The sequence below is a fragment of the Anoxybacillus tepidamans PS2 genome (genome assembly GCF_000620165.1).
Lineage (GTDB): Bacteria > Bacillota > Bacilli > Bacillales > Anoxybacillaceae > Anoxybacteroides > Anoxybacteroides tepidamans_A.
Genome location: NZ_JHVN01000003.1, coordinates 57,471 through 80,816, shown reverse-complemented (window position 1 = coordinate 80,816; position 23,346 = coordinate 57,471). Strand labels below are relative to the sequence as shown.

At 42.4% G+C, this 23,346-nt stretch carries 21 protein-coding genes, 13 tRNA genes and 1 pseudogene; 28 read left to right on the top strand and 7 right to left on the bottom strand.

The window, feature by feature from the left end:
• The first annotated feature begins 25 nt into the window (after positions 1-25).
• A complete protein-coding gene (locus tag N667_RS0104770; RefSeq protein ID WP_027408503.1) occupies positions 26-1,975 on the top strand; it encodes a beta-galactosidase in 1,950 nt (649 codons plus the stop codon).
• A 20-nt stretch (positions 1,976-1,995) separates the two neighbouring features.
• Positions 1,996-3,015, top strand: a complete 1,020-nt coding sequence (locus tag N667_RS0104765; protein ID WP_027408502.1) for a LacI family DNA-binding transcriptional regulator — start codon at positions 1,996-1,998, stop codon at positions 3,013-3,015.
• Positions 3,016-3,119: 104 nt separating this feature from the next.
• Here the strand turns inward: N667_RS0104765 and N667_RS0104760 are convergent, their stop codons facing one another.
• Positions 3,120-3,557: an Hsp20/alpha crystallin family protein gene (locus tag N667_RS0104760; RefSeq protein ID WP_027408501.1), complete on the bottom strand. Its 438-nt coding sequence runs from the start codon at positions 3,555-3,557 to the stop codon at positions 3,120-3,122.
• A 123-nt stretch (positions 3,558-3,680) separates the two neighbouring features.
• Between N667_RS0104760 and N667_RS19735 the strand changes: the two genes are divergently transcribed.
• Positions 3,681-3,866, top strand: a complete 186-nt coding sequence (locus N667_RS19735) for a hypothetical protein (RefSeq protein ID WP_156936084.1) — start codon at positions 3,681-3,683, stop codon at positions 3,864-3,866.
• 17 nt (positions 3,867-3,883) lie between these two features.
• Here N667_RS19735 and N667_RS0104750 read toward each other — a convergent pair whose 3' ends face one another.
• The gene (locus tag N667_RS0104750; protein WP_035098067.1) at positions 3,884-4,171 is read right to left on the bottom strand and encodes a hypothetical protein; all 288 of its coding nucleotides are present in this window, start codon (positions 4,169-4,171) and stop codon (positions 3,884-3,886) included.
• A 243-nt stretch (positions 4,172-4,414) separates the two neighbouring features.
• Between N667_RS0104750 and N667_RS0104745 the strand changes: the two genes are divergently transcribed.
• The 13 genes from N667_RS0104745 to N667_RS0104685 all read left to right on the top strand — a co-directional run bounded on the left by N667_RS0104745 (position 4,415) and on the right by N667_RS0104685 (position 6,107).
• A tRNA-Gly gene (locus N667_RS0104745) sits at positions 4,415-4,489 on the top strand.
• Positions 4,490-4,510: 21 nt separating this feature from the next.
• A tRNA-Pro gene (locus N667_RS0104740) sits at positions 4,511-4,587 on the top strand.
• A 13-nt stretch (positions 4,588-4,600) separates the two neighbouring features.
• A tRNA-Ala gene (locus N667_RS0104735) sits at positions 4,601-4,673 on the top strand.
• A gap of 7 nt (positions 4,674-4,680) precedes the next feature.
• Positions 4,681-4,773 (top strand) — tRNA-Ser (locus N667_RS0104730).
• A 381-nt stretch (positions 4,774-5,154) separates the two neighbouring features.
• A tRNA-Phe gene (locus tag N667_RS0104725) sits at positions 5,155-5,227 on the top strand.
• A 9-nt stretch (positions 5,228-5,236) separates the two neighbouring features.
• Positions 5,237-5,321: transfer RNA gene (locus tag N667_RS0104720), tRNA-Tyr, on the top strand.
• Positions 5,322-5,329: 8 nt separating this feature from the next.
• A tRNA-Trp gene (locus N667_RS0104715) sits at positions 5,330-5,403 on the top strand.
• A 4-nt stretch (positions 5,404-5,407) separates the two neighbouring features.
• Positions 5,408-5,483, top strand: a tRNA-His gene (locus N667_RS0104710).
• Between the two features lie 30 nt (positions 5,484-5,513).
• Positions 5,514-5,588 (top strand) — tRNA-Gln (locus N667_RS0104705).
• 3 nt (positions 5,589-5,591) lie between these two features.
• A tRNA-Gly gene (locus tag N667_RS0104700) sits at positions 5,592-5,663 on the top strand.
• Positions 5,664-5,679: 16 nt separating this feature from the next.
• Positions 5,680-5,750 (top strand) — tRNA-Cys (locus N667_RS0104695).
• 6 nt (positions 5,751-5,756) lie between these two features.
• A tRNA-Gly gene (locus tag N667_RS0104690) sits at positions 5,757-5,827 on the top strand.
• Positions 5,828-6,033: 206 nt separating this feature from the next.
• Positions 6,034-6,107, top strand: a tRNA-Arg gene (locus N667_RS0104685).
• Between the two features lie 53 nt (positions 6,108-6,160).
• On the opposite strand, the gene N667_RS20130 is transcribed toward N667_RS0104685, so the two are convergent.
• From N667_RS20130 to N667_RS0104660, 5 genes are all read right to left on the bottom strand, one after another.
• The gene (locus N667_RS20130; protein WP_232223881.1) at positions 6,161-6,664 is read right to left on the bottom strand and encodes a hypothetical protein; all 504 of its coding nucleotides are present in this window, start codon (positions 6,662-6,664) and stop codon (positions 6,161-6,163) included.
• Between the two features lie 273 nt (positions 6,665-6,937).
• A complete protein-coding gene (locus tag N667_RS0104675; protein ID WP_027408498.1) occupies positions 6,938-8,173 on the bottom strand; it encodes a tetracycline resistance MFS efflux pump in 1,236 nt (411 codons plus the stop codon).
• A gap of 154 nt (positions 8,174-8,327) precedes the next feature.
• The gene (locus N667_RS0104670) at positions 8,328-8,801 is read right to left on the bottom strand and encodes a MarR family transcriptional regulator (RefSeq protein WP_027408497.1); all 474 of its coding nucleotides are present in this window, start codon (positions 8,799-8,801) and stop codon (positions 8,328-8,330) included.
• Between the two features lie 640 nt (positions 8,802-9,441).
• Positions 9,442-10,374: a TIGR03943 family putative permease subunit gene (locus N667_RS0104665; protein WP_027408496.1), complete on the bottom strand. Its 933-nt coding sequence runs from the start codon at positions 10,372-10,374 to the stop codon at positions 9,442-9,444.
• 12 nt (positions 10,375-10,386) lie between these two features.
• A complete protein-coding gene (locus N667_RS0104660; protein WP_027408495.1) occupies positions 10,387-11,394 on the bottom strand; it encodes a permease in 1,008 nt (335 codons plus the stop codon).
• A gap of 215 nt (positions 11,395-11,609) precedes the next feature.
• Here N667_RS0104660 and N667_RS0104655 point away from each other — a divergent pair, with 215 nt between their 5' ends.
• From N667_RS0104655 to N667_RS19310, 12 genes and pseudogenes are all read left to right on the top strand, one after another.
• Positions 11,610-12,545: a metal ABC transporter substrate-binding protein gene (locus N667_RS0104655; RefSeq protein WP_027408494.1), complete on the top strand. Its 936-nt coding sequence runs from the start codon at positions 11,610-11,612 to the stop codon at positions 12,543-12,545.
• Positions 12,546-12,891: 346 nt separating this feature from the next.
• Positions 12,892-14,538 carry a copper resistance protein CopC gene (locus N667_RS0104650; RefSeq protein WP_035098065.1) on the top strand — a complete coding sequence of 549 codons (1,647 nt, stop codon included), beginning with the start codon at positions 12,892-12,894 and terminating at the stop codon, positions 14,536-14,538.
• Between the two features lie 19 nt (positions 14,539-14,557).
• Positions 14,558-15,208 (top strand): YcnI family protein, encoded by a 651-nt coding sequence (locus N667_RS0104645; RefSeq protein ID WP_084278899.1) that lies wholly within the window; start codon positions 14,558-14,560, stop codon positions 15,206-15,208.
• A gap of 884 nt (positions 15,209-16,092) precedes the next feature.
• Positions 16,093-16,956, top strand: coding sequence for a DUF4097 domain-containing protein (locus N667_RS0104640; RefSeq protein WP_027408491.1), 864 nt, complete (start codon positions 16,093-16,095; stop codon positions 16,954-16,956).
• A 236-nt stretch (positions 16,957-17,192) separates the two neighbouring features.
• Positions 17,193-17,729, top strand: a complete 537-nt coding sequence (locus N667_RS0104635; protein ID WP_027408490.1) for a sigma-70 family RNA polymerase sigma factor — start codon at positions 17,193-17,195, stop codon at positions 17,727-17,729.
• 4 nt (positions 17,730-17,733) lie between these two features.
• Positions 17,734-18,711 carry a DUF4179 domain-containing protein gene (locus N667_RS0104630; protein ID WP_027408489.1) on the top strand — a complete coding sequence of 326 codons (978 nt, stop codon included), beginning with the start codon at positions 17,734-17,736 and terminating at the stop codon, positions 18,709-18,711.
• A gap of 278 nt (positions 18,712-18,989) precedes the next feature.
• A pseudogene (locus tag N667_RS0104620) lies at positions 18,990-19,532 on the top strand (DUF4304 domain-containing protein); the annotation flags it as partial.
• A gap of 129 nt (positions 19,533-19,661) precedes the next feature.
• Positions 19,662-20,192 carry an SMI1/KNR4 family protein gene (locus tag N667_RS0104615; protein WP_027408487.1) on the top strand — a complete coding sequence of 177 codons (531 nt, stop codon included), beginning with the start codon at positions 19,662-19,664 and terminating at the stop codon, positions 20,190-20,192.
• 239 nt (positions 20,193-20,431) lie between these two features.
• Positions 20,432-20,971 carry an RNA polymerase sigma factor gene (locus N667_RS0104610; protein WP_027408486.1) on the top strand — a complete coding sequence of 180 codons (540 nt, stop codon included), beginning with the start codon at positions 20,432-20,434 and terminating at the stop codon, positions 20,969-20,971.
• Complete coding sequence (spoIIP, locus tag N667_RS0104605; RefSeq protein ID WP_027408485.1) at positions 20,961-21,866, top strand: stage II sporulation protein P; 906 nt, start codon at positions 20,961-20,963, stop codon at positions 21,864-21,866. Before N667_RS0104610 ends, spoIIP begins: the two co-directional genes overlap by 11 nt.
• 376 nt (positions 21,867-22,242) lie before the next feature.
• Positions 22,243-22,710 carry a hypothetical protein gene (locus N667_RS0104600; RefSeq protein WP_027408484.1) on the top strand — a complete coding sequence of 156 codons (468 nt, stop codon included), beginning with the start codon at positions 22,243-22,245 and terminating at the stop codon, positions 22,708-22,710.
• Between the two features lie 364 nt (positions 22,711-23,074).
• Positions 23,075-23,236 carry a DUF3986 family protein gene (locus N667_RS19310; RefSeq protein WP_084278896.1) on the top strand — a complete coding sequence of 54 codons (162 nt, stop codon included), beginning with the start codon at positions 23,075-23,077 and terminating at the stop codon, positions 23,234-23,236.
• Positions 23,237-23,346 lie beyond the last annotated feature (110 nt).

Here is a 23,346-nt window from a genome sequence, read left to right as displayed (position 1 = left end):
AACGAAAACGGGGGAGGCTAGCGCCATGTATTTAGGCGTCGATTATTATCCGGAGCATTGGCCGGCGGAGATGTTGGAAGAGGATATACAAGGCATAAAGGAACTCGGGGCCAACATCGTGCGCATCGGCGAGTTCGCCTGGCATTTAATGGAACCGAACGAAGGGGTGTTCGATTTTTCCTTTTTCGACCATGTTATTTCCAAGTTAAAGGAGCGCGGACTATCGGTGATGTTCGGCACGCCGACAGCGACGTTTCCGGCTTGGCTGGCGAAAAAACACCCGGCGATTTTATCTAAAGACGAAAACGGGCAGACGCGCGTATTCGGCGGACGGCGCCAGTATTGCTTTAACTCCGATGTATATCGCCGCTACAGCGCACGCATTACGCAAAAACTTGTCGAGCATTACCGGAACGAAACGGCGATCGTCGCTTGGCAAATCGACAACGAGTTCGGCCATGAAGGAAGCGACATGTGTTATTGCGAGCAATGCCACGTGAAATTTCAACAATTTTTAAAAAATAAATATAAAACGATTGAAGCGTTAAACGAAGCGTACGGCACGATTTTTTGGGGGCAAACGTACAACGATTTTTCCGAGATTCCGCTTCCGAAAAAGACGATTACGACACACAATCCGTCTTTGCAGCTCGATTGGGCGCGGTTCCGTTCCCATTCGGTCAATAGCTTTGCCCATGAAATGACGAACATTGTCCGGCGGTATAAAGGAGATCATCAGCTCGTGACGACGAATGTGTCCGGCGGTTTTTTTGAGAAATGGTTTGACCATGAAGAAAACGTGAAATATATGGATGTTGTTTCGTATGACAATTACCCGGTGTGGGGAGGGCTGATGGAGCCTATTCCGCCTGCGGCGATCGCCATGGCCCACGATTTTAACCGCGGGCTGCTTGGGAAACACTATTGGATTGTAGAAGAATTAATGGGAGCGCAAGGCCATAATATAATCGGTTATTTACCGCGGCCGAATCAAGCAAAAATGTGGTCATACCAAGCGTTTGCGCACGGCTGCACCCATATGTTATATTTTCGCTGGCGCGGTATGAATCGAGGGGCGGAGCAGTTTTGCTACGGCATTGTCGACCATAGCAACCGGCGCGGCCGGAAGTATAAAGAGGTGCAATCGTTCTTTGCCGACATTGCCAAGTATGAATCGCTTGTGCAAACGGATATTCAAGCCGATATTGCCGTATTATATGACTATGATAATATTTGGTCGTGGCGCTTTCAGCCGCAGAGCGAAGGGTTTGACTTTACGAACGAGCTTTTGCGGCTGTATACGCCGTTTTATGAATGGAACGCCCATATGGATGTCATTCCAGTGACGCGCGATTTTTCGAACTATAAAGTGCTGCTTGTGCCTGCGCTGCAGATCATCGACGAAGCGCTCGGGAAGCGGTTTGAACAGTTTGTCGCCCAAGGAGGCACCATTCTTTTTTCGTTCCGCACAGGACTGAAAGACAAACAAAACAACATCCACTTTAAAAAGGTGCTGCCGGGTTATGTGAACGATATTGCCGGCGTGGAAATTCACGAAGTCGAATCGCTAGCTGCTGCAAGGCGCATGAAGTTAATAGGGGAAGGAGCATTTGCAGGGAAAACGTCGGAATGTTCCGTCTGGCGCGATCTGTTAACGCCAGTGACCGCTGAAGTGCTGTACCGCTATGGCGATGAGTTTTACCCGGAAGCAGCCGTCACGAAAAATAAGTACGGAAAAGGGACGGTATATTATATCGGTTGCGGGATCGCCAACGCGGCGCTTCGCGACATCGCATCCGAGGTGCTGGCGGCAGGCGGCATTTGGCATATACAAAGCGATGAAGGGGTCGAAGTATATAAAAGAGGCAAGGGGTCGGAGCAGTATTTGTTTGTCATGAACCATACTGGCGAAATCAAACGGTTTCAAACCATTGAGTTGCAGCCGTATGACAGCAAAATTATTAAAATCTCGTAAGGAAGTGAAATGTTTCATCCATGGCAACATTGAAAGAAATCGCAGAAAAAGCAGGCGTATCGGTAGCGACCGTATCGCGCGTCCTAAACTATGATCCCACGCTCTCGGTGTCGGAAGAAACGAGAAAGCGCATTTTTGAAGTGGCTCAGGAATTGAATTATAAAACGCTGCGCGAGCGCAGCCAACAAACGGCGAAAGAACGGTTGCGCTTCGGCCTTGTCCACTGGTACTCGGAAGCGCAGGAATTGGGCGACCCGTATTATATGGCGATTCGCTTAGGTGTGGAGAAAGAATGCTTTCATCGCCAAATTGAACTTGTCAAATTGTTTAAGCAAGGCGGCTCCTATGAGTCGGAATGGCTCTCTGGGCTTGATGGGATCATCGCCGTCGGAAAATTCGGCCCGAAAGATATCGAAATATTTTCATCAAGCGCGGAACAAATTGTGTTTGTCGATTTTGCGCCTGATGAGGAGCGGTTCGACTCTGTCGTCGTCGATTTTCGCAAATCGATGATCGGCGTGCTCAATTACCTTCTCTCGCTTGGTCATCAAAGAATTGGCTACATCGGCGGCCGGGAGTATATCGATGGAAAGACGCCGATTCACGATGAACGGGAAGCGACGTTTTATGAATATTTATATGTAAAAGGAATCTATCATCAGGATTATGTATTCACCGGGCGCTTTACGGCGGAAGACGGATACATGTTGATGAAGCAAGCGTTAGCGGGGAAGGATCGCCCGACGGCTTTTTTCATTGCGAGCGACTCGATGGCGATCGGCGCGTTGCGGGCGCTTCACGAGGCGGGCGTCCGCGTTCCGGAAGATATGTCGATTGTCGGCTTTAATGACATTCCTACATCGGCATTTGTTCAGCCGCCGCTGACAACCGTCAAAGTATATACGGAGTTTATGGGAGAAACGGCTGTGGAACTGTTAGTTGAAAGGCTTTCAACAAAACGGCATTTGTCGAAAAAAGTCGTCATCCCAACCGCATTAGTCGTCCGTGAAAGCAGCGGTGTTTGCACGAAATTGGGCTGATTTTGATATAAGTTTACATACAAACTAAAAGCAGGGTGTTCTCGATGCGGACACCCTGTTTTTATGGACAAGCGTACAACGAGCGAATGAGATGTTCGTCTTTCTTAATGGAATTGGATATCGATTGATTTTCGTTGTTCAGAAGCGGTTTTTGGAATGTGAATGTCAAGGACGCCGTTTTTGTATGACGCCTGAATGCGTTCGGTCGCAGCGTCCGATGGCAGCGGAATGGAGCGTTGGAAACGGCCGAAAAAGCGTTCGCGGCGATGCATTTGCTCTTCTTTGATCGTTTCGTTTCGATGAATCGTGCCGCTAATCGTCAACACTTGGTTATGAACGTCAATATGGACGTCTTCTTTTCGCTCAAGGCCTGGCAGGTCGCACGATACGATATATTCACGCTCTGTTTCATGCATGTCGATGCGCGGCATCGCTAGTTCGTCAGCTTGAAAAAATGTCGGGAAATCGTTCGTGAAAAAGCGGTTCAAGTCGCGCCGTACCGACTCTAAATGGCGGAACGGATCATAAGGTACAAGTGGCATGCACATTCCTCCTTTCATGATGTCGCTACATAGTATGTTTCCGAGCAAATTTTTTATGCGATCACACTTATTCATCTAGTTGTTTTCAAATCACGTGCATATGAGAAGAAAGCAGGAGCAATAATGTTGAAAAGGTGGGGGATGGCTGTTGTTTCCCCAAGAATGTTTACTCCAATTGATGAAGAAACTGGAAGTGGGTCATGGAAGAGGCGCGCCGCAAGCGAGAAACAGGCCTTTCGCTCACGATGGGATGAAATTCGAGGCTATATGCTCGAAGGTCCATTATTGAAAAAACGGCCTTCCGAGTGAATAGGAAGGCGGCTTTCTTATACGGCAATTCGCTCCATTACTTCTAGATGAAGTTCAATAAGGGCAAGTTTTTCCGATTCGGTTAACGACGAAGCAACAATGCGTCTAATAGCGTAGCGGAACTTCATTTCTGGCGTTTGTCGGACGCGCGGATGGGTCATTTCATCGCGCAGTTCTTTTTCGACGGCTTCGTAAAGCAGCGATTTGCATTTTTCCTCTGTCAGCACTTCGGCTTTAATAAGAGATCGATTAGACCAAAGCGAACGATATGCTTCGAACAATTGCACAAATGTAAGCACCAACATCCTCCTTCATCAACGCTTGAAATTCACGATTATCATTATAGTGGATGAACGAAGAAAGAAAAAGTACACATTGCGAGGGACTGGCGCAGAGGAGATTTATGAAAAAATATATTGACAAAATAATAACGGTGAACTAAAATCAATAACGCTGTCGCATGATAAAAGAGTAAATGGAACTTAAAAAATGATATTGACATTCGGGCACTTTTTATTATAATAATACTTGCTCACTATTTTTATAATGCGGAAGTAGTTCAGTGGTAGAACACCACCTTGCCAAGGTGGGGGTCGCGGGTTCGAGTCCCGTCTTCCGCTCCATCGTGTGCTATTGCCATAAGCCGGGAAGTAGCTCAGCTTGGTAGAGCACATGGTTCGGGTCCATGAGGTCGCAGGTTCAAATCCTGTCTTCCCGACCATTTGACAAATTTTGGGGCCTTAGCTCAGCTGGGAGAGCGCCTGCTTTGCACGCAGGAGGTCATCGGTTCGATCCCGATAGGCTCCATCTGTATGGAGGAGTACCCAAGTCTGGCTGAAGGGGTCGGTTTCGAAAACCGATAGGGGTGTCACAGCCCGCGGGGGTTCGAATCCCTCCTCCTCCGCCATTCTTACATACATAAGATGCTTGTATTTATACATAAAATCGTTCACCACTGAATATGATAATCACGGCTCGATAGCGACGAGCGACACATCGTCGAGTCCGCTACGAGTTGCCTCGACGCATTGATCATCTTCGAATAAGCGAGAAGAGGAAGAGGCACATTCGGTAGAGCAACGAGCAAGGCTACTGTGAATGTACGCCGAGTAGTCCCGACGCATTGGCTTCCATGATTGAACTGGGAGAGGAAGGGACTGGACCGAGTTCGCTTCTTCGAAAAAAACATCAGCGTACCGCACGAATTCGCTGCTTGAATGGGCATGCTGAGTGCGGGACGAAGGACAGTGCGATGCAGAAATAATGTAAAGGTTTCATATCATATCACGGCTCGATAGCTCAGTCGGTAGAGCAAAGGACTGAAAATCCTTGTGTCGGCGGTTCGATTCCGTCTCGAGCCATCTTTATTTGGAGGGGTAGCGAAGTGGCCAAACGCGGCGGACTGTAAATCCGCTCCCTGTGGGTTCGGCGGTTCGAATCCGTCCCCCTCCACCATCTTATGTAGGGGCATAGTTTAATGGTAGAACAGAGGTCTCCAAAACCTCCGGTGTGGGTTCGATTCCTACTGCCCCTGCCATATGGCGGCTATGGCGAAGTGGTTAACGCACCAGATTGTGGCTCTGGCATTCGTGGGTTCGATTCCCACTAGTCGCCCCATGAATTAGCTATTTATAATCAAAGGAATGTTGGGGTATAGCCAAGCGGTAAGGCAACGGACTTTGACTCCGTGATGCGTTGGTTCGAATCCAGCTACCCCAGCCATATGCGGAAGTAGTTCAGTGGTAGAACACCACCTTGCCAAGGTGGGGGTCGCGGGTTCGAGTCCCGTCTTCCGCTTTGAATGATAGGTTATGGCGGCATAGCCAAGTGGTAAGGCAGAGGTCTGCAAAACCTTTACCCCCGGTTCGAATCCGGGTGCCGCCTTCACTCGCGGGTGTAGTTTAGTGGCAAAACCTCAGCTTCCCAAGCTGAAGTCGTGGGTTCGATTCCCATCACCCGCTTGCGACGAGCGACGCATCGGTGAATGCGTTGCGAGTTGCCTCGACGCATCGAGCATCTTTGAATAAGCGAGCAGAGGAAGAGGCACAGCCGGATAGAACACATCAGCGTACCGCACGAACCGTATCTTGAATCGGCATGCTGGGTGCGGGACGGCGGAAAACCCAAGTGCGATGTTAGTTTTTAAATAATAAAATGTTTATACTATGTCCCAGTAGCTCAGCAGGATAGAGCAGCGGCCTTCTAAGCCGTCGGTCGGGAGTTCGAGTCTCTCCTGGGACGCTAAAGAGAACCCTTGCGTTAGCAAGGGTTTTTCAACAGTCTGAAGAAGACCCTCACTTGAAGGTCTTCTTTTCTTGTTGTTTTTCCCACGCTTTCATTAAGTTTTGATGATACTCTTTCGGCCTTTCAATTAGAAACCAAGGGATGTCATAGGCAGTGGTGCCGATTGATTTCTTATGGCGAATTCGAATTTGTTCCCAATAGGTATAATGGGGATAAATGACGGTGGATTTTAAACTTTTTACTTTTACAAATCGAATCTCTTCAATCTCCTTCCAATACACCTTATTGCCTCGTAAATCAATGACAACCCCTTCATCATCCCAGTAGAATGCTTTGCCTTGTTTTCTTTTGCTGAAAAGATAAACACCATACCCTAGAAATAAAGATGATACCGATAACTCGCCAATGAAGGTCAAAATATCTGTAACCATATCTTTTATATTCCCTACTGCCAGCAGAGACGTGATGATACTCGCCAATGCCAGAAACAGCATAAAGGCTCCGAACAGTGTAAAAACAATAATCGGCAGCCAAGAAATTTGGTGCGCTTTCACAGATGTGCCACCTTCTTATCTATGCGTCTAATATTGTTCGATTGTTTGGCATCCTTTTTAGAGTGAATGGATGCGTGATTAGGAGAAGTTTAACGAGCCTTTACCAAACCACACTCCGTTTAGTCGGAAGATTTCTCACCGAATATATTAGATGAACCAAAGCAAAAAGTCCAATGGTACAATGATTTGAAGCTAACGTTGATATTGCCGTTAACTCGAGATGTTTCTAAACAGGGACTGTTATGCAGGTATACAGCTTATAAAGTAGATCGTTTACATATTTACATGCGCACCCTTATACAAAACTGGTATTGCCGCTGCTATAAGGATCATACCCATAAAAGCGGGTGCGGCATGACCAAGTGATACATAGATTTGACCTCCAATGACAGGTCCAGTTATTCTTGCCAAAGCCTGAATAGATTGGCTGCCTCCTTGAATTCTTCCTTGTTCGCTCGAATCGACAGACTTGGAGAGCATCCCATTGAATGAAGGCCCGAAGATCGAGTCACCGAAACCAAATATAAACATTCCAGCGATAAGTAGAGGATAGAATGAGAGCAAAGCAGATAGCGCAATAAGACTGTAGCCTATCATCTCCGAAGCCATTCCAATAATGGCTATATGCGTATCACTAAGTTTTATCAAAAGCTTTGGCATGATGAAACCTTGAGAAATGATGTCTTGGACGCCCATAATTGAAAACATAAGTCCGATTAGCGCAGGCTCCCAATGGAAGGTATCTATTGTAAATTGTGAAAAAACAGCCTGCAAAGATCCGTTAGATATCCAAAGAAAGAACGCTGAGAGAAGCAGCCTTTTTAAGTTTTTCACGGAAAGTACGTTTACAAGCTGTGTAAATGGATTCAGCCTAACAAAGGTAATCTTTTTCAGTCTATTATTCTTGGCAAGGCTCTCAGGCATAAAAAAGAATCCGTAAACAACATTTAATAAAGTGATGATTGCGCCAAAATACATAGGTGCAGAATAACCAAACTTGGCAAGCAATCCACCTAGAGTAGGTCCAATGGCGGCGCCTACACCTGCCACCGCACTCGCCCACCCAAAGAATTTGGTTCGCTGTTCTCTAGGAGTGATGTCTGCAAAATATGCGAAGATCGTGCTTATGCTCCCGCCGGTTATACCTTCTATGATGCGCCCGGCAAATAGTACCCATAAAGCTCCTCCTATGCCAAAAATGAAGTACCCGATTGCGGAACCGAAAAGGCATACTAAAAGTAATGGACGACGGCCATATCTGTCGCTCAAAGCTCCAAGCCCGGGGGCCGCAAAAAACACGCAGAGTGCATAAACAGAGGTCAGCAACGTAACAACTATAGCTTGATCTTCCGGATTGCTTAAATAAGGCTGCACTAAGAATGGGACGACAGGAGTGATGATGCTGAAGCCTATTCCGCAAAGAAACACAGACATAAGACCGAATATTAAAGCCTTTTTATCTACGGTTTGTTCTGTGCTCTGTTCATTGCGTGATCTAAATTTGAACATTTAAATGCTCCCTTCAAAAGTTGTGGTTTTGTTTCCTTGTCAACAAAAATCATATCTCGATTTTGTTTCCTTGTCAACAAAATGATGGCGATAAAAATGCAGCCCGTTCTCAATGGAATAGGGCTGCCTGTAGTCTCATTTTTATTATCCAAATTTATTCCGACTTCATATCTATACCCAGTTTTTTTATTTCCGCATCCAAATGCTTACTATACTTTTCCACGAAGCTAAGCATACCGTCAAATTGTTCCTCGGTTACCTGCTCAAATACGGCTTTATCCCGCTCTCGAAACTCTTTATGCAGTTCCTCATGGATTTTATAAATGACTTTCCCTTGTTCAGTAAGCCTAAAATAGATTTCTTTCTTGTTATCCGGCTTCTGGTAGCTTTCGATAAGACCTTTTTGCATGAGCTTCTTAGTTAATTTACTCATGGCACTTCTAGTCATATAAAAGGACTCCGCCAGTTTTGTCACGTTGGCATCTACATTGTTTCCAATGTATTCGATACAATGCACTTCAGTAGGCTTATAACCCTTAAGACTTTTTTCCATCTTGTATTTATTAAGCCAAACTAGCTTGTTTAATAAGTCCCTAAAACCCATTATGACCTGTTCTTCTTTGTTCATGGCCGGTCCTCCCACCCGTTGGTGCATTAGCGATATTATATGAAATTTTTGTTTCTATTTCAACAATAATGAACCTCTCCCACCTACACTTTGCTTAGAGATGGGAGACTTCTCGGTGGATATGTTAAAATAATTACTCTAGGAATTGAGCTGTACATGAAAAAACAGAATCAAAGCATCTAGGTACTGAAGTAAATAAACGTTGTTAATTTGATAATAAATGATTAAAAATGATTCTTTCCCTTGTGTGAAATTTAGATGCGCTGAGAATCTAAACAGCTCCTCAACAAAGAAATATATCGAAAAACCGAGTTATATCAAAGGTTTGGCATTTTTACATAGTTTACTGTAGGTTGACGGCTCGGAAATGAGACGGCACTCTCAAAGCTCTAGGGGCTATATTGTCACCTAGCAGTGTTATCGTTGAACTACACTCATAAGGCGACGAAATGGCCTATTTCCGAGAATCAATAGTGACAAGGGTTCAAACCTAATCTCTATACTATTGTTTAACTTTTATCGAAATTTGAGGGTTTGTTGATGTATATAATTTCTAAATAGATGGCTATGCGCTCGTTATACGTTTTGCAACACATCATATTATTAGGCGATTTATTTTAGTATTTCGACAAATACAAGGTTACTCAACCTGGATTCCTACATCAAATACATAAGGCTGCCGGGGAGCAGCAATTTTCGAAATGCTTTTTATATGTATTATGGGAATTGTTTCACCGTCATATTGGGTTTGTTGGATTGTACCAGTTACTTGTACCCACTTGTTTTCAGACAAAGCAGCTACATTTCCTTTTGCCATCATTCCATAGACGGACGCATCTGCCACACAGCATGTAACTCCAAATCTAGCTACCACAATTTGATCTTGTGCGAATTTGGCCTCCCGATAGACAAAACCTTTCGTTGTCACTGTTTTTCCAAGCATATTTTTTAGATTTTCTTGAATGATATTCATAATCGGGACATATTGCTCATCTGAAATATTTATAGTCGTTGCCTTTAAGAGCCTCTCTTTTAATGCGTTATATTCTGATTCAGATAAAGGCTCGGGCTGAGAATTTGCTGCATCTTTATTATTCGCTGAGACATTAGTTTTACTTAAAGAAGAATTTGTTTTATCGGATCGTTTATTCGTATTTACAGTCTTTGTTTGGTTACTATTCGGTGAGTCTGCTCCAAGTTTAATAGTCCTGTTCATTGCTACAGAACTATCTAGCACATTATTAGAGAAAAGAAAGCCAGTGATGATTGGAAAAATAAACAGTGAATAAAGAAATAGATTTTTGAATTTTGAAGTAGGATAGGAATGTTCGCCGTCACAATCGCAATGATAAGAATCGTTATGGTTTGACGTTCCTCTTAGTATTAGAAGCATGCCTAAAATGAGTAATACCAATAAAGTGAAATAAATAAAACTCATCATTTTTGGAGCGATCAATAGGGAGATATTATTAGTTAGTAACAATTTAAATAGAAGCAGCATAAACCCAATCAATATAATCCCCCTAATAAGATGATGGAAAGAGAGATCAAGAACCTTATTCGTTCTATTCATCTTGCGCACCTCCTAAATAAAAAGTTGGTCAAAGATATAGACAGAAAAATATACAACTATAGAAGTAACCAATAGTAAAAATAGAACAAATTTTTTCTTAAAATAACCGAATAACATCAGGGTATTTTTTATATCAATCATTGGTCCGAAGACTAGAAAAGCAAGAATTGCGCCCTCTGTAAAGGTAGAACTGAATGAAGAAGCCACAAAAGCATCTGCTGAAGAGCAGACGGAAAGAGCATACGCCAAACCCATCATCGCCCCCGGAGCCAAACTAGTGCTAGTTCCTATGGATAAAAGAGCATTGCGGTCAAAAAAAGTTTGAAATAAACTAGCGAGGAAGGCCCCAATGAATAAATATTTCCCTGTATCAAACAACTCATCGCTGGCATGATATAACGTTTCTAATAATTTATTTCTTTTTTTGTGGTGGTGATGGTGGTGTTTGTGAGTATTATTTTCCGTTGTTTTAAGAATATTTTCCCCTTTGAAATACCGGTAGATGATTAATCCGACGATGATAGAACTTATGAATCCAACAAACATTCTGGCATTTGCTATATAGGGTGTGCTTTTAAAAGCAAAATAGGTAGAAGCATAGACGACTGGATTGAGGATAGGTGCACTAAGCATAAACACAATTCCTACGTGTGAAGGCATGCCTTTCTTTATTAACCTTCGAACCATCGGAATAATAGCACATTCGCAAATAGGGAAAATAATGCCTAGCAATGCCGCTGGTATAACGGCTAAAAAAGCATTACGGGGCACTATCTTGCGCAGGGTATTTTCCGACACAAATGATTGAATGATGGCTGAAGCGAACACGCCCAATAAGATAAAGGGGATTGCCTCTAAAATAATGCTCAGGAAAATGGTATTTACATTAAAAAACGTACTTGGAATTTTAGTAAAAAAAGGGTTTTTCCTTATGATCTCTGCAAATAGAAAGAGAAGTATAAAGGAACTAAATAACAAAAAAACCAAACTATCTTTTAGCAGTTTATTTAAGTAGGCCATTATTAAATCTACCTCCTCAAAATTATTCATCCTATCATATTAGTATGTGTTCCTCTAAAGTTAATTTCCTTCCATTTGATATTGACTTAAATAAATAATCGTTATATGATACAATTCGTAATGATTACGATTTGAGACAACCGACAACCTCTATAAAATTAATTATTCATTTAAATCGTAATTATTCCAATTTATATATTTTAACGGAGGGAATTATGAAAAAACTTATCATACCTTTGATTATTTTTCTTATGTTAGTAAGCGGTTGTTCCCACGCAACTGAGATTGAGGGCAAAAAAGATGCTCGTGGAACAAAGAAACTACATATTGTTACCACTTTCTATCCTATGTACTATTTTGCTAAAAAAGTTGCTGGTAATTTAGCTGATGTCGATCTTTTAATACCAAATGGGGTTGAGCCGCATGACTGGGAACCAACCGCAAAGGACATGGCTATCATTCAAGACTCGGACGTTTTTATCTATAACAGCCGCTATTTTGAAACATGGACGGAAAAAGTATTAAATAGTATTGACCGATCAAACTTAAAGATCGTTGAGGCTTCAAAAGGTATTGAACTGATAGACGGGATCTCCGAAGAAGGTGAAAATCATAAAGAAAATACCGCTTCTAAAGACCCGCATGTATGGCTCTCTCCTGTGTTAGCCAGTCAAGAAGTTGATAATATTACAAAAGCTTTAGAACAAAAAGACCCTAAAAACAAAGAGCAATATGAAAAAAATGCGGCGGTTTTTAAATCTCAACTCGCTGATTTAGATCGCCTATACAAAAAGACAATTAATGAGGCGAAGAAAAAAGAATTTGTAACACAGCATGCTGCCTTTGGATATTTAGCCAAACAATATGGAATAACACAAATTCCAATAGCCGGTTTATCTCCAGATGTTGAGCCAAGTCTTAGTAAACTGACAGAATTAACGGAGTTAATGAAAAAGAAAAATATAAAGGTCATTTATTTTGAGGGACTTGTTTCTTCTAAGGTAGCTCAAACGCTGGCCAATGAAATAGGGGCTAAAACAGAAGTGTTAAATCCATTAGAAGGATTAACTAAAGAAGATCAGAAAAAAGGTCTCGACTATATAGGGGTTATGAAGAAAAATCTTGATGCGTTAAAATTATCCTTATATTAATAATCTTTCAATATATTGAATTTTCTTCTTCGAATAAAGGGTGCGTTTATTTCACAAGAATGGGGAAATCCTTATAAACGGGGTTTCCCTTAATTTTTTGCAATTATCGACCTTAACAATTAAACAAGGCCTATTTTTCAAAAAATTGATGTTGTCTTTCTATATAGAAGCCGATGCTGCATAACAGAGGGATGTATGAAAAATGTCAAACATTCTTCACAGTTTTTTCAAATTGTTTGTCTAATATAAAGTTCGTACCGCAAATGAACCAGGATGATGTCAAGCAACTGTAAATGGACGGAGCGAACAAGCGGAATAGAATGGCGCGGCAAGGAGGTGGGAATCGTTGCGTCGCCTACAAAAAATATGGATATGGGGATTGTTTGTTTTTTGGCTGTTTAGCTTATTCCCTGACCGTTCGTTGGCCCATGCTTACATCGTTCGTTCGACGCCGGCAGAGAACGAGACGCTAAGCGAGGCCCCGAGTGTGATTCGCATTGAGTTTAATGAGGCGATTCAAAGGAATTTTTACTCGTTGAAACTTATAAACGAATCGGGGCAGCTGATTCAATTACACGATGTTCGCATTGATAAGGATGATCGAAAAATCATCGAAGCGGACTTACAAGATCGTTTAGCGAACGGAACGTATACCGTTCGCTGGAAGGTCGTTTCAAGCGACGGGCATCGTGTGGAGGGAACGATTCCGTTTCAAGTTGGAAAAAACGGAGAATTCGCGAAATCTGCTCCGTCTAAAGCCGAGAGTTATTCGCCTAAACTGGATATGGTGTTGATTCGCTGGCTGTTTTATATAAGTGCGTCGCTGTTTGTCGGCATGCTGTTTTTTAAGCAGATCGTAGAGCCGAAGCAAAAACTATATTCGTTTTCATCTAGATATAGATTGTTATATTGGCTCGCTTATAACGGAATGAGCGTTTCTATTTTATTAAGCCTGCCTTTGCAGGTGACGGTCGAAGCGGATGTGCCGTGGTCTCAGGCATGGCGCGTTTCGCTGCTGAAGAAAATGCTGACGGATCATTCGTTTGGCTCTGTTTGGCTCATTCAGCTTGCGCTTCTTGTATTATTGCTGATCGCAGGTTGCGCGATTACATATTCCAAAGATCGTTGGCTTAAGCCTTGGACGGCTTTATCGCTCATCATCGGAATGGGATTGTTGTTTATGAAAACGTTTATTGGTCATGCATCGGCGTCTGCAAATCCAGTGATTTCTATTTTCATCGATTTTTTGCATCTTCTTGCCGCTAGCATTTGGCTGGGCGGTTTGTGCATGATAGCTCTCGCTTTGCCGCTAGAAGCGCTGGCGAAAAAGGAAAGGCCGGATTGGAATAAGTATTGGGCAACCATTAAACGATTTTCTTACTGGGGAGCCGTTTGTGTCGGCACGTTGATTTTGACCGGCGTATATATGAGCCTCGAGCAAGTTCCTACCTTCAATTCTCTTTTTTCTACCATGTATGGAAAACTTCTAATCTGGAAAGGAATATTGCTGGTGGCGATGCTGCTGTTGGCTTTTGTGCATGTGTTGGCGCGGCGAAGAAAAAAGAAACTAGGTGCGACCGTGTGGGCAGAGTGGGGGATTGGAGTCGGTGTGCTGCTTTTGGCCGCCATTTTAACAAACCTTCCTCCGGCTGTAGCTGCCCCAGGTCCTTTTGATCAAGTAAAAGAGATTCATGGATATGAAATGAGATTAAAAGTGACTCCTAATATATTAGGAGTGAATGAATTAAGGATCGACATCAAAGACTTTAAGGGGCAGCCTGTCAAAGACATCGAGCAAGTAACGGTGACGCTGACATCAAAAGAAATGGATATGGGAGAAAATGTGTTGCAAATCCGTGGAAACCGATCCGGAATATATGAAACTCAAGGAATGATCAATATGGCGGGGCGTTGGAACATTCACATCCACGCATTAACCCGGTCATTGCAAAGCATCGATGCCGATTTTGAATGTTTTGTCGGCAGCCAATAGAAAAGGAGGAAATCTATTAATGAAAAAAGCCATTTTACGAACATCGAGAATCATGGCGTTGACCATGGCCGCATTTTTATTATTTGCCGGAATGGCAAGCGCCCATGTAACGGTGAAGCCAAATATGTCGGCACCAGGCGCTTGGGAAACGTATACGATCAAAATTCCAGTAGAAAAAGATGTGCCGACTGTAAAAGTGACTTTAAAAATTCCGGAGGGAGCCGAATTCGTGTCGTATCAACCTGCGGATGGCTGGAAGGTAACGATGGAAAAAGACGCATCCGGAAAAGTCAAAACAGTGACATGGGAAGCGACAGGAGCGGGACTTTTGCCTGGGCAATTTCAGCAATTTGATTTTATGGCTAAAAATCCAGAAAAAGAAGGCACATTAGCATGGGATGCGTACCAATATTACAAAGACGGCTCGATTGTCGAATGGACAGGCAATGAAAAATCGCAAACTCCGCATTCGGTAACAGAAATCAGCCAATCCGCCGCAACAGCAGACAGCCATGATACGCATCATGACCATCAAGCTGCGCAAAAAGAGAACGCGAAAGAAGAGACAACGGCCAACCAATCAGGAACAAACGGCATGCAGACGGCTACTCTCATCGTCTCGATCGCATCTCTCATCCTTTCGCTTATCGCATTATTTAAAAGAAAATAAGGACAGCGTGCAAGTAAAAAAGAGCTCGAAAAGTGTTTGCTTTTCGGGCTTTTTTTAGTAGCGTCAAAAACTCGGGGGATCGACGACCGGTTTCTAACGGCTAGAATTCCTACAGCGATAAGAAAAAGAAGATATTGCTCGAATTTTAAGATAAATTTTATAATAGCATTGTATCCATTTTCCAAATGATGATTTTATCGGAATTTTTTGGGTTTTATCTTAACTATGAGGGATTGAAACATCCACGACTGCCTCCGTTTTGGCGGGTTATAGCTGTAGTTTTTATTTTAACTATGAAGGATTGAAACGAACGTATGAAAGTTGAACAAGAAAAATTCCGGCTGCGCTTTTATCTTAACTATAAGGAATAAAAACATTTTTCACAGACAGTGTTTTTACTGCCATCGAAGGCGTGTCAATTGTAAGGCTGGTAATTGAAATGGCTTCAAGAAAACACATCGTCAAACAATGGGAGATCCATATCGCTTGTCAGGAGCTTAAGATCAAATTTTATGTTGTGCGGTACATATATGAGGTATTCCCTCGCTACACACCCCCCATTATTTGTTTATCATCATATAAGTCTCAAGTCTTATTTCAATATACATTTGAGGTCCATTTTGGAAAATTCCCTTTTACTGTATTCTTACGATAAGAAAAGGAAGAGTCGCTTGATCTTATCTCAATCCAAGTTGTAAATCAGCTAAATATGCGGCAAAATGTCGATTCTGTCGTCAAACAAATGAAAGGCAACTGAACCATTAGAGCATGAAGACCTGGCCGTGAAGTTTAACCGTTTGAGGGGCGCATGAAAAAGTTAATTGTTCGGTTCGAAGTAGAGGGAAGGAACCTATGTAAAATTTAATTGGAAGGAAGGAAAAACATTGGAAAGAAAAATTCTCGTTTTATTAGGTCTTATTGGATTGATTGGCTTATCCCTTATCTTCGGGAATCCAGTTGATTTTAGTTGGTGGCCTTTCGGAAAGCAAAAAAACCAGTCTGTTACATCAGAGGGAATTGATATGATTGAAATGGATATTTCAGGTGTCAGCACAACGATTATTCCGAAACAACGTGAAGACATACAAGCTGATTTAGATGGAAAGGGAAAACTGACAGTTAAGCGACAAGGAGATAAAGTGAATATAAGCGTGAAGCAGAAATGGTTTGGGTGGCTATTTCATAACAAGGCCAAACTGAATATTTATATCCCTGAAGATTATGATCGAAACATAGTGATAAATCAGGGTTCAGGGAATTTGAGCTTCTCTGGTCATTCAAAAAATCAACCGATGAAATTAGATGAATTACTGCTCGATGTGAGCTCAGGAAACGTCAAACTAAAAAATATATCGGTTCAACGTTTTGAACACGATAGTTCCTCGGGGAATGTCGATATCGACTCATTAACGGCAGAATCAGGAGCATTTGATATTGGTTCGGGAAACCTCAAGGTACGGCATTATAGTGGAGCGATTGAGGCCGATTTATCATCTGGAAATCTAAGTATGCAAATGGACGAATTAACAGGGGCTGTGAATATTGAAGTCAGTTCCGGAGGGATGGATCTAAATCTTCCGAAAGGTGCTGATTTTACTTTAAACGGAAAAACAAGCAGCGGTAATATCACATGTGATTTTCCGTTAACCAATAAAAAAATAGAGCATAAAAGCATTAAAGGCACCCATGGGTCTGGTGAATATCCTATCGATCTAAATGTATCGAGTGGCCATATAAACATTTATTAAAATAACGTAAAACAATATGAATTTAAGAAAGCAGCCTGATTCCTGTCTTTATTTCTAGAGGGAGGCTCATAAAGGTTGACATATAACAAATGGAACCATCCGCCTCCATAATAAAACCGCATGCTGTTTGCCGATAGAAATTTTTTGCTCTATCGGTTTATTTTTTTGATAGGATTTCAAGATAAGGAACGTATTACTAAGCGGATACAGGAAAAAAAGCAAAGGAGGGGGCAGAGTTGTCGCTTGCGGAAGAACATTTGGTTCAACGAATCAAAGCGAGAAATGAAGAAGCGATTTCTTATATGCTTCAAACATATGGCGGGCTGCTTAAGGCCGTCATTCGAAAATATCTTCATGGCAACCAGCAAGACATGGAAGAATGTTTGGCGGATGTATTAGTGTCGGTGTGGTTCCATATTGATTCGTTTGACCCCGCCAAAAATGAATTTAAGCAGTGGGTCGCTGCCATTGCTAAATACAAGGCGATCGATTATGCGCGAAGGTCGAAAAAACAGAAGCTATATGAAAGCCGCTTTGAATGGAATGAAAGATTACCGGGGCCATCAGCTTCGGAGTCATGCATGTCTCATCTCGAAAGCTTAATGCATGAGCTATCCGATGTCGAACGGGATATTTTCAAAAAATACTATGTCGAGGGCGTGCCAACGAAAGAAATCGCCGCACAATTTGAAACGAGGGAATCTTGGGTACATAACAAGCTCTCGAGGGGAAGAAAAAAATTACGGAGCATTCTGTTAAGAGAAGAGGTGTAGTCCTATGTCTATTTTTAAGGAGCTCAATCATATAAAATTGGACTTAAGCGAATTTGAAGAAATCGCGCTGTCAAATGATGAACAAAAAAGAATTTTAAAACAGGTAAAAAAGAAAATTTCTTCGCAGAAACCGAAGAAAATGTGGACCAGGGCCGGGATCACTTCTGTCGCTGTTTGTGCCCTCGTCTTATTTTTCACAATCGATAAAGAAACGATTGCAAGCATGCCATTTGTCGGCGGAATCATAGAAAAATATATAAATCCCAATGAAACTCTCAACTATTCGGCATATAAAACTGCGATTGGAGAAACGGCTGAAAATGAACTTGGAAAATTAACATTAAACGAAGTCGTGATGGACGACCGCCAATTATTTTTAAGCGCCACATTCGAGCCGGCAAAGGATGTAAACTTTGACTACCGAACGCATATTACGCCGAAAGTCAAAATCAACGGCAAGGATTATACAATAGCAACCGGAGGGCAAACGGTCCCGTTAAATCGCAACATGTTCATGATTTATAATGATATCACCTTGAATCAATCGATGAGGACTGAAAACCTCCAAATTGAAGTGAGCTATAATACTTGGAATTTTGATAAAAAGATTGAACAGCCTTGGACGTTTCGGATCACAGCATCTCAGGCTAAACTATTGGAAGATCAAAAAGCATTTGAGCTAAATAAAACGATCGCATTGCATAACAAGGGAACGGTCACCATCCAAAAGGTAGTGGCAACCCCTATTTCAACAACTGTATATTACGACTTGTCACAAAGCACGAGCGAGGATGTTTATTTTAAAATTCAATCCGCAGATGGCGCACTAAAAACGTATTCGTCAGCTTTTACGTCCAACCATGCAGGCGATGTGTCGTTTGTTCGCTTTAATGGGTTGACCTTGGAACAAACGAAATATTTCTTAATCGCTTATGATTCGAAAGGCCATCGGTTACACCAAGAGCCTATTCCGATCAATTGATGGAGGAATCAGACCGCGGCGTTTCTGCCATCGGCGGGGACGCTTTTTCTTATCGGACCGATCCGAATGTGGTGACAAACGCTGCGCTATATCATGGATGATGGCGAGGGATCGAACGAATAGTCGAAAAAATGGCGCGACGTTTGTAAACATTTTTAGTACACTAATGTTGTCGCTTAGCTGAACTTTTGACAAAGGGGATAAAATAATGAGCATGCAAAATGTGTTACAACAGATGATCAAAGAGACAATGGCCCCTGTATTGAAAGCAAAAGGGTTTTAAAAAGAAGGGAAACCATTTCGCAAAGATGCTCCCGGATTTCGCTTGGACTGTTCATATCCAATCGTCGTTGCGGAACACCAAAGAAGATGTGGAATTCACCATAAATACAGGCATATTTACAGATACGTTATTCGGTACGTTTTATGATTGGGAGCGGCCTAAATTTCCGCTAGAAGTATACTCCGTACTCAGGCTGCGCGTGTCAGCGTTAAAAAATATGCCAGATGCATGGTACCGACTGACTCCAACAACGGACATTGAAAAACTGAAAAGGCAGCTGCAAAACGATATTGAAAATGTCATTCTGCCACATTTTGCCCAATTTCAAACAATAGAAGATGTCATCAAGGAAATGGAGAGAAGAGAAGAACAAGGCGAGTACGAATGCCCTCATTTTTTAACCATTTTGTATCAGGCGCATGGCGATCAAGACGCAGCACAAAAACGAATGAAGAAAATTTATTCAGAATGTAAGCTGGATTCCCAAAAAGAATTTACCAGGGAGCTGGCCCAACGTTTGCGCTTAGACGTTGAGTGATATTGTAAAGTCCGGCTTCCAAGGATTCCGTCCGCTTTGGCGAAATTCGCTTTGCGGTTGGCTTACGGAGAGCTTAATTGAACGAGAATATGATCGTAGTCAGAAACGAATTGGCGGAGAGGTTTATTGATGAAACAAGAGTTTTATAGAGGCAAAAATTTCTGGAAAGATAACAGCGAGCAAACGATGTCTCCGATAAGCGAGGAGCTGATCAAGAACGCAGAGGATATTTTAGGCATCAAGTTGCCTCTGTCTTATATTGAGTTGATTAAGCAAAAAAACGGCGGCGAGCTAAACTATCCATACTTTATATTACCAGATGGGCAAAGGGAGAGCATACCTAATATGGAGGGGATATGTCTTGCCCCAGACGAAGGAACAAGCATTTTGTCGTTGAAGGAGATGTTGCAAGAAGTTCAACTTCCGCAGGAGTTTTTTGTATTATGGAGTGATTTTCATCATTGGGTCGTATTGGATTATCGCCATACGAAAAGCGAACCGCCCGTCCTGTATATAAGGGAGAATTACTCGTGCGAAGATGTAACGTGGGAATTTATTGAAATCGCCCATTCTTTCGCTGACTTCCTGCACCAATTATTTCGCCTGCCGCCGTTAAACCCGAAAACGTTAAAACCGAGCTATGGGCGAAACAAGCAATAGCCTTATTCAGCTAAAATCCATGTTCGGAAACGATGAATAAAGAGGCATAAACTCGTATTTGTTCGACTAACGTAACATTCACAGGCTGTCTCAAAAAAGAACTTGGACGCTCGCCAAGTTCTTTTTTTCGCATTAAGGGCGCACAAATAACGCATGGCGCGCCAAGAACGGAAATTTTTGTAACCTTTCTTTAACTTCAAACGATTAATATATGCAAACACAATTTAGGGGGGAACGGTTTGTTTGATAAAGACCATTTAGAGGAACGCATCGATGAAATTTATAAACGCTACTATTTGGATGTATACCGGTTTCTCGTCTGCTTTTCGGGAAGTCAAAATGATGCGGAGGATTTGACGCAAGAGGTGTTTATTCGCATTCTACATAACCTATCTAACATTCACCATATCAGCAACATCAAAACATGGATTTTTTCCATTGCGAAGCACGTTGCTGTCGACCATTATCGTAAAAAACGATTTTCTTCGCTCTTTGCCGATGGATTTTTCAGACAAATGGCATCAACGGAAAAAGAGCCGAACGAATTTATGGAACAAAGCGAAACGAAACAGCTCGTGCGCGCGGCCATTGCCAAGCTGAAACCGCATTATCGAGCGGTAGTCATCTTAAGAGGCATCAATGAATGTTCCATAAAAGAAACAGCTGAGATCCTCCAATGCAGCGAAGCAAAGGTGAAGGTCGATTATCATCGGGCGTTAAAGGAATTGAGAAAAAAATTAAAGATGGATATGAAGGAGGTTATGGGGAATGCAAACTGACAAGGATTTATTTGACCTCATGAAAGAAGCGTATCCGCTCAATCCAAGAGAGGATTTTGTGTCGGTGACGTCCGATCAACTGCGGCGTGCAGCCCGGAAATTAGAGCGAAACAGAAACATGAAACGGCTTTCGTTCGCCGCCGCATCCATTGCCATATGTGCCATGGCGATTTCATGGTTGTTGTTTTATGGGGGAGAAGATTTGATCGCTAGTAAGTTTAAAATGTTAGAAGAAGGAAAAATGTCATCTTCCATTAACAAAGCAGAACCTTCCGTTTATATTTATCAATCGCACAATTTAGAGTCATTTCTCCCGGAAACACAGGTAAACGATCCTTCCGAAGCCTTCCATCAAACGAAAAATATCACATTAGTCGGTCAACGATTAAGTGAATCATTAAAAAAGAGAGGCATTCAGTCGATCCATGATCAAACCGATATTGCCGCCATTCTAAAAGAAAAAGGCTTGCCATTTAGCAAAGCGTATGCCGTCGCAAGAGAATCGCTATTGGCCGCCTTGAAAAGCCATCCGAGCGTGAAAATGATATTGGATATACACCGAGATTCGAAAAAGAGAAGCGATACGACCATTAATATAAACGGAAAAGACTATCCTAGAATCGAGATCATCGTATCTCGTTCAAGCGATCATTACGAAGAGAATTATAAGTTCGCAAAGCGCCTTCACGATCAACTCGAAGCGAAATACCCGGGCTTATCAAGAGGGGTTACCGTGAAAGACGATGGACCGAACCATTACAACCAAGACGTGTTAGGCCGTTCGTTATTGCTGCAAATCGGCGGAGTTGAAAACACGCTGAAGGAGGAATACAGAACAGCGGATGCTCTTGCCGAAGTTCTTGGCGATATCTTGAAGGAGGAGGAAGCGAAATAAAACGCGCTTGCGGCCGGATTGGCGCACAACAGCGGGATAAAAAGGATGTAGCGGATTGTGCGCGATTTAGTTAAAATGGGGGCGTATCCACTAGACATCAATAATAGCATCTATCATTTGGATGAATATGGGGAATGCTGATTTTTTATCTTTGAAACTGATATAGGAATCTCACATCCCCGTGAATTTTTTCGATCTTGTCTTACTGACCATTTTTCAGGTTTTCGTCTATGTTAGGGACGGGGGCTTTTCAGCGGGGATGTTACAATCTGCGCACTTTGTTCGTAAGTTCATGCGTGAAACGGCCAGGGGCTTTTGCACGGCATGCTTTTGAATAAGCGGTGTGCTCCAATACGCGTTATAGGGGGCCGAATCATTGAAACATACTGAAACCTTTTCACTAGCAGATTTAGATGAAAGCCCTTATTTGGCATTTTCAACGGGCATTCATGTGAATCAACTTCCGATTGTAATAGAAGAAACGAGCTTCGATCGTGCGATTTCGTTTGATGATGTTTGTTCGGCGGCGAACGGGAAAAAGCTGCTCATTTCTTATTTTCCGCTATCACTGTTTTTGCGCCGACACTTGAAAAAATACCGGCATGTCACGGTGCAACATATGGAAATAGCCGTCATTGAAGACTTTGAGTTTACGTTAGACCTTTTTGATTTGTTGCAAGAAATAGAGTATACGAACGTGTATGTTTTTGCTGATTTTTCCGGCGAATTCGAGGTATTATTGCCAAAGGAACGAATGGACGGCATGACGTTTAGCTTCGATGAGCTTCATCAATTAGTGTTTATTCAATTTGAATCAAAAAAGATAATAACTTTTACGTACTAGCGATATGAAAGAGTGGTTTTGCATTGTTGATCGATGGATTGGAAGCAAGGCTGCATCTCCTGCCGTCAGCTGCTGATGGAAAAAGTAACAAATGAGTTTTTTCTTGTGTCTGCCGTGACTTTGGTTTAAATGAGCCAGTGGGACAAAATTATTTTGTTTGCAGAACAAATGGGGAAAGACGAGCATCAAGTATGCAGGCGACCTTGTGCCATTATCCGCGAAACAGATTGATGTCTATGACGATGTTGTTGGCGTTTCTTTAGATTTGGGAATCTCGGCGTCAACGAATGTTAAGGTAATATAATTATGAAGTCTCAGGCGAATTGTTGTGGAAGGGGGAGTTTTATGAAGACAGACCTTGCACATGCTGATGATCATCACGACAAGCATTGGCTATTACAAAGACGACCACGATATGGAGGCGATTGCGTTTCAAAGGCTCGATGACGGTACTTGGGACGTGTATTTTGAAGCTATCAATGCGAACGAATATGAAGCACTGTTTCGCTTCTCGACCGCCTATTGAGATGATAAGTTCGGGGTGTTTCTTTTCAACACAACGGAGGAAGAAGTAGAAGCCAAGTTTACAAGATGGGTTTTAGACGTATTACTGCCTGTGAGAACGAACGTTAAATG

Coding starts and splice junctions, on each gene's coding strand:
- N667_RS0104665 (WP_027408496.1), bottom strand. CDS start 10,374: ATGAATAGAACGAATAAGGTTCTTGATCTCTCTTTCCATCATCTTATT.
- N667_RS0104760 (WP_027408501.1), bottom strand. CDS start 3,557: ATGCCACTTGTACCTTATGATCCGTTCCGCCATTTAGAGTCGGTACGG.
- N667_RS0104750 (WP_035098067.1), bottom strand. CDS start 4,171: ATGTTGGTGCTTACATTTGTGCAATTGTTCGAAGCATATCGTTCGCTT.
- spoIIP (WP_027408485.1), top strand. CDS start 20,961: ATGCAAACTGACAAGGATTTATTTGACCTCATGAAAGAAGCGTATCCG.
- N667_RS0104670 (WP_027408497.1), bottom strand. CDS start 8,801: ATGAACAAAGAAGAACAGGTCATAATGGGTTTTAGGGACTTATTAAAC.
- N667_RS0104630 (WP_027408489.1), top strand. CDS start 17,734: ATGTCTATTTTTAAGGAGCTCAATCATATAAAATTGGACTTAAGCGAA.
- N667_RS0104660 (WP_027408495.1), bottom strand. CDS start 11,394: ATGGCCTACTTAAATAAACTGCTAAAAGATAGTTTGGTTTTTTTGTTA.
- N667_RS0104770 (WP_027408503.1), top strand. CDS start 26: ATGTATTTAGGCGTCGATTATTATCCGGAGCATTGGCCGGCGGAGATG.
- N667_RS0104655 (WP_027408494.1), top strand. CDS start 11,610: ATGAAAAAACTTATCATACCTTTGATTATTTTTCTTATGTTAGTAAGC.
- N667_RS19310 (WP_084278896.1), top strand. CDS start 23,075: ATGCTGATGATCATCACGACAAGCATTGGCTATTACAAAGACGACCAC.
- N667_RS19735 (WP_156936084.1), top strand. CDS start 3,681: ATGTTGAAAAGGTGGGGGATGGCTGTTGTTTCCCCAAGAATGTTTACT.
- N667_RS0104645 (WP_084278899.1), top strand. CDS start 14,558: ATGAAAAAAGCCATTTTACGAACATCGAGAATCATGGCGTTGACCATG.
- N667_RS0104765 (WP_027408502.1), top strand. CDS start 1,996: ATGGCAACATTGAAAGAAATCGCAGAAAAAGCAGGCGTATCGGTAGCG.
- N667_RS0104675 (WP_027408498.1), bottom strand. CDS start 8,173: ATGTTCAAATTTAGATCACGCAATGAACAGAGCACAGAACAAACCGTA.
- N667_RS0104615 (WP_027408487.1), top strand. CDS start 19,662: ATGAAACAAGAGTTTTATAGAGGCAAAAATTTCTGGAAAGATAACAGC.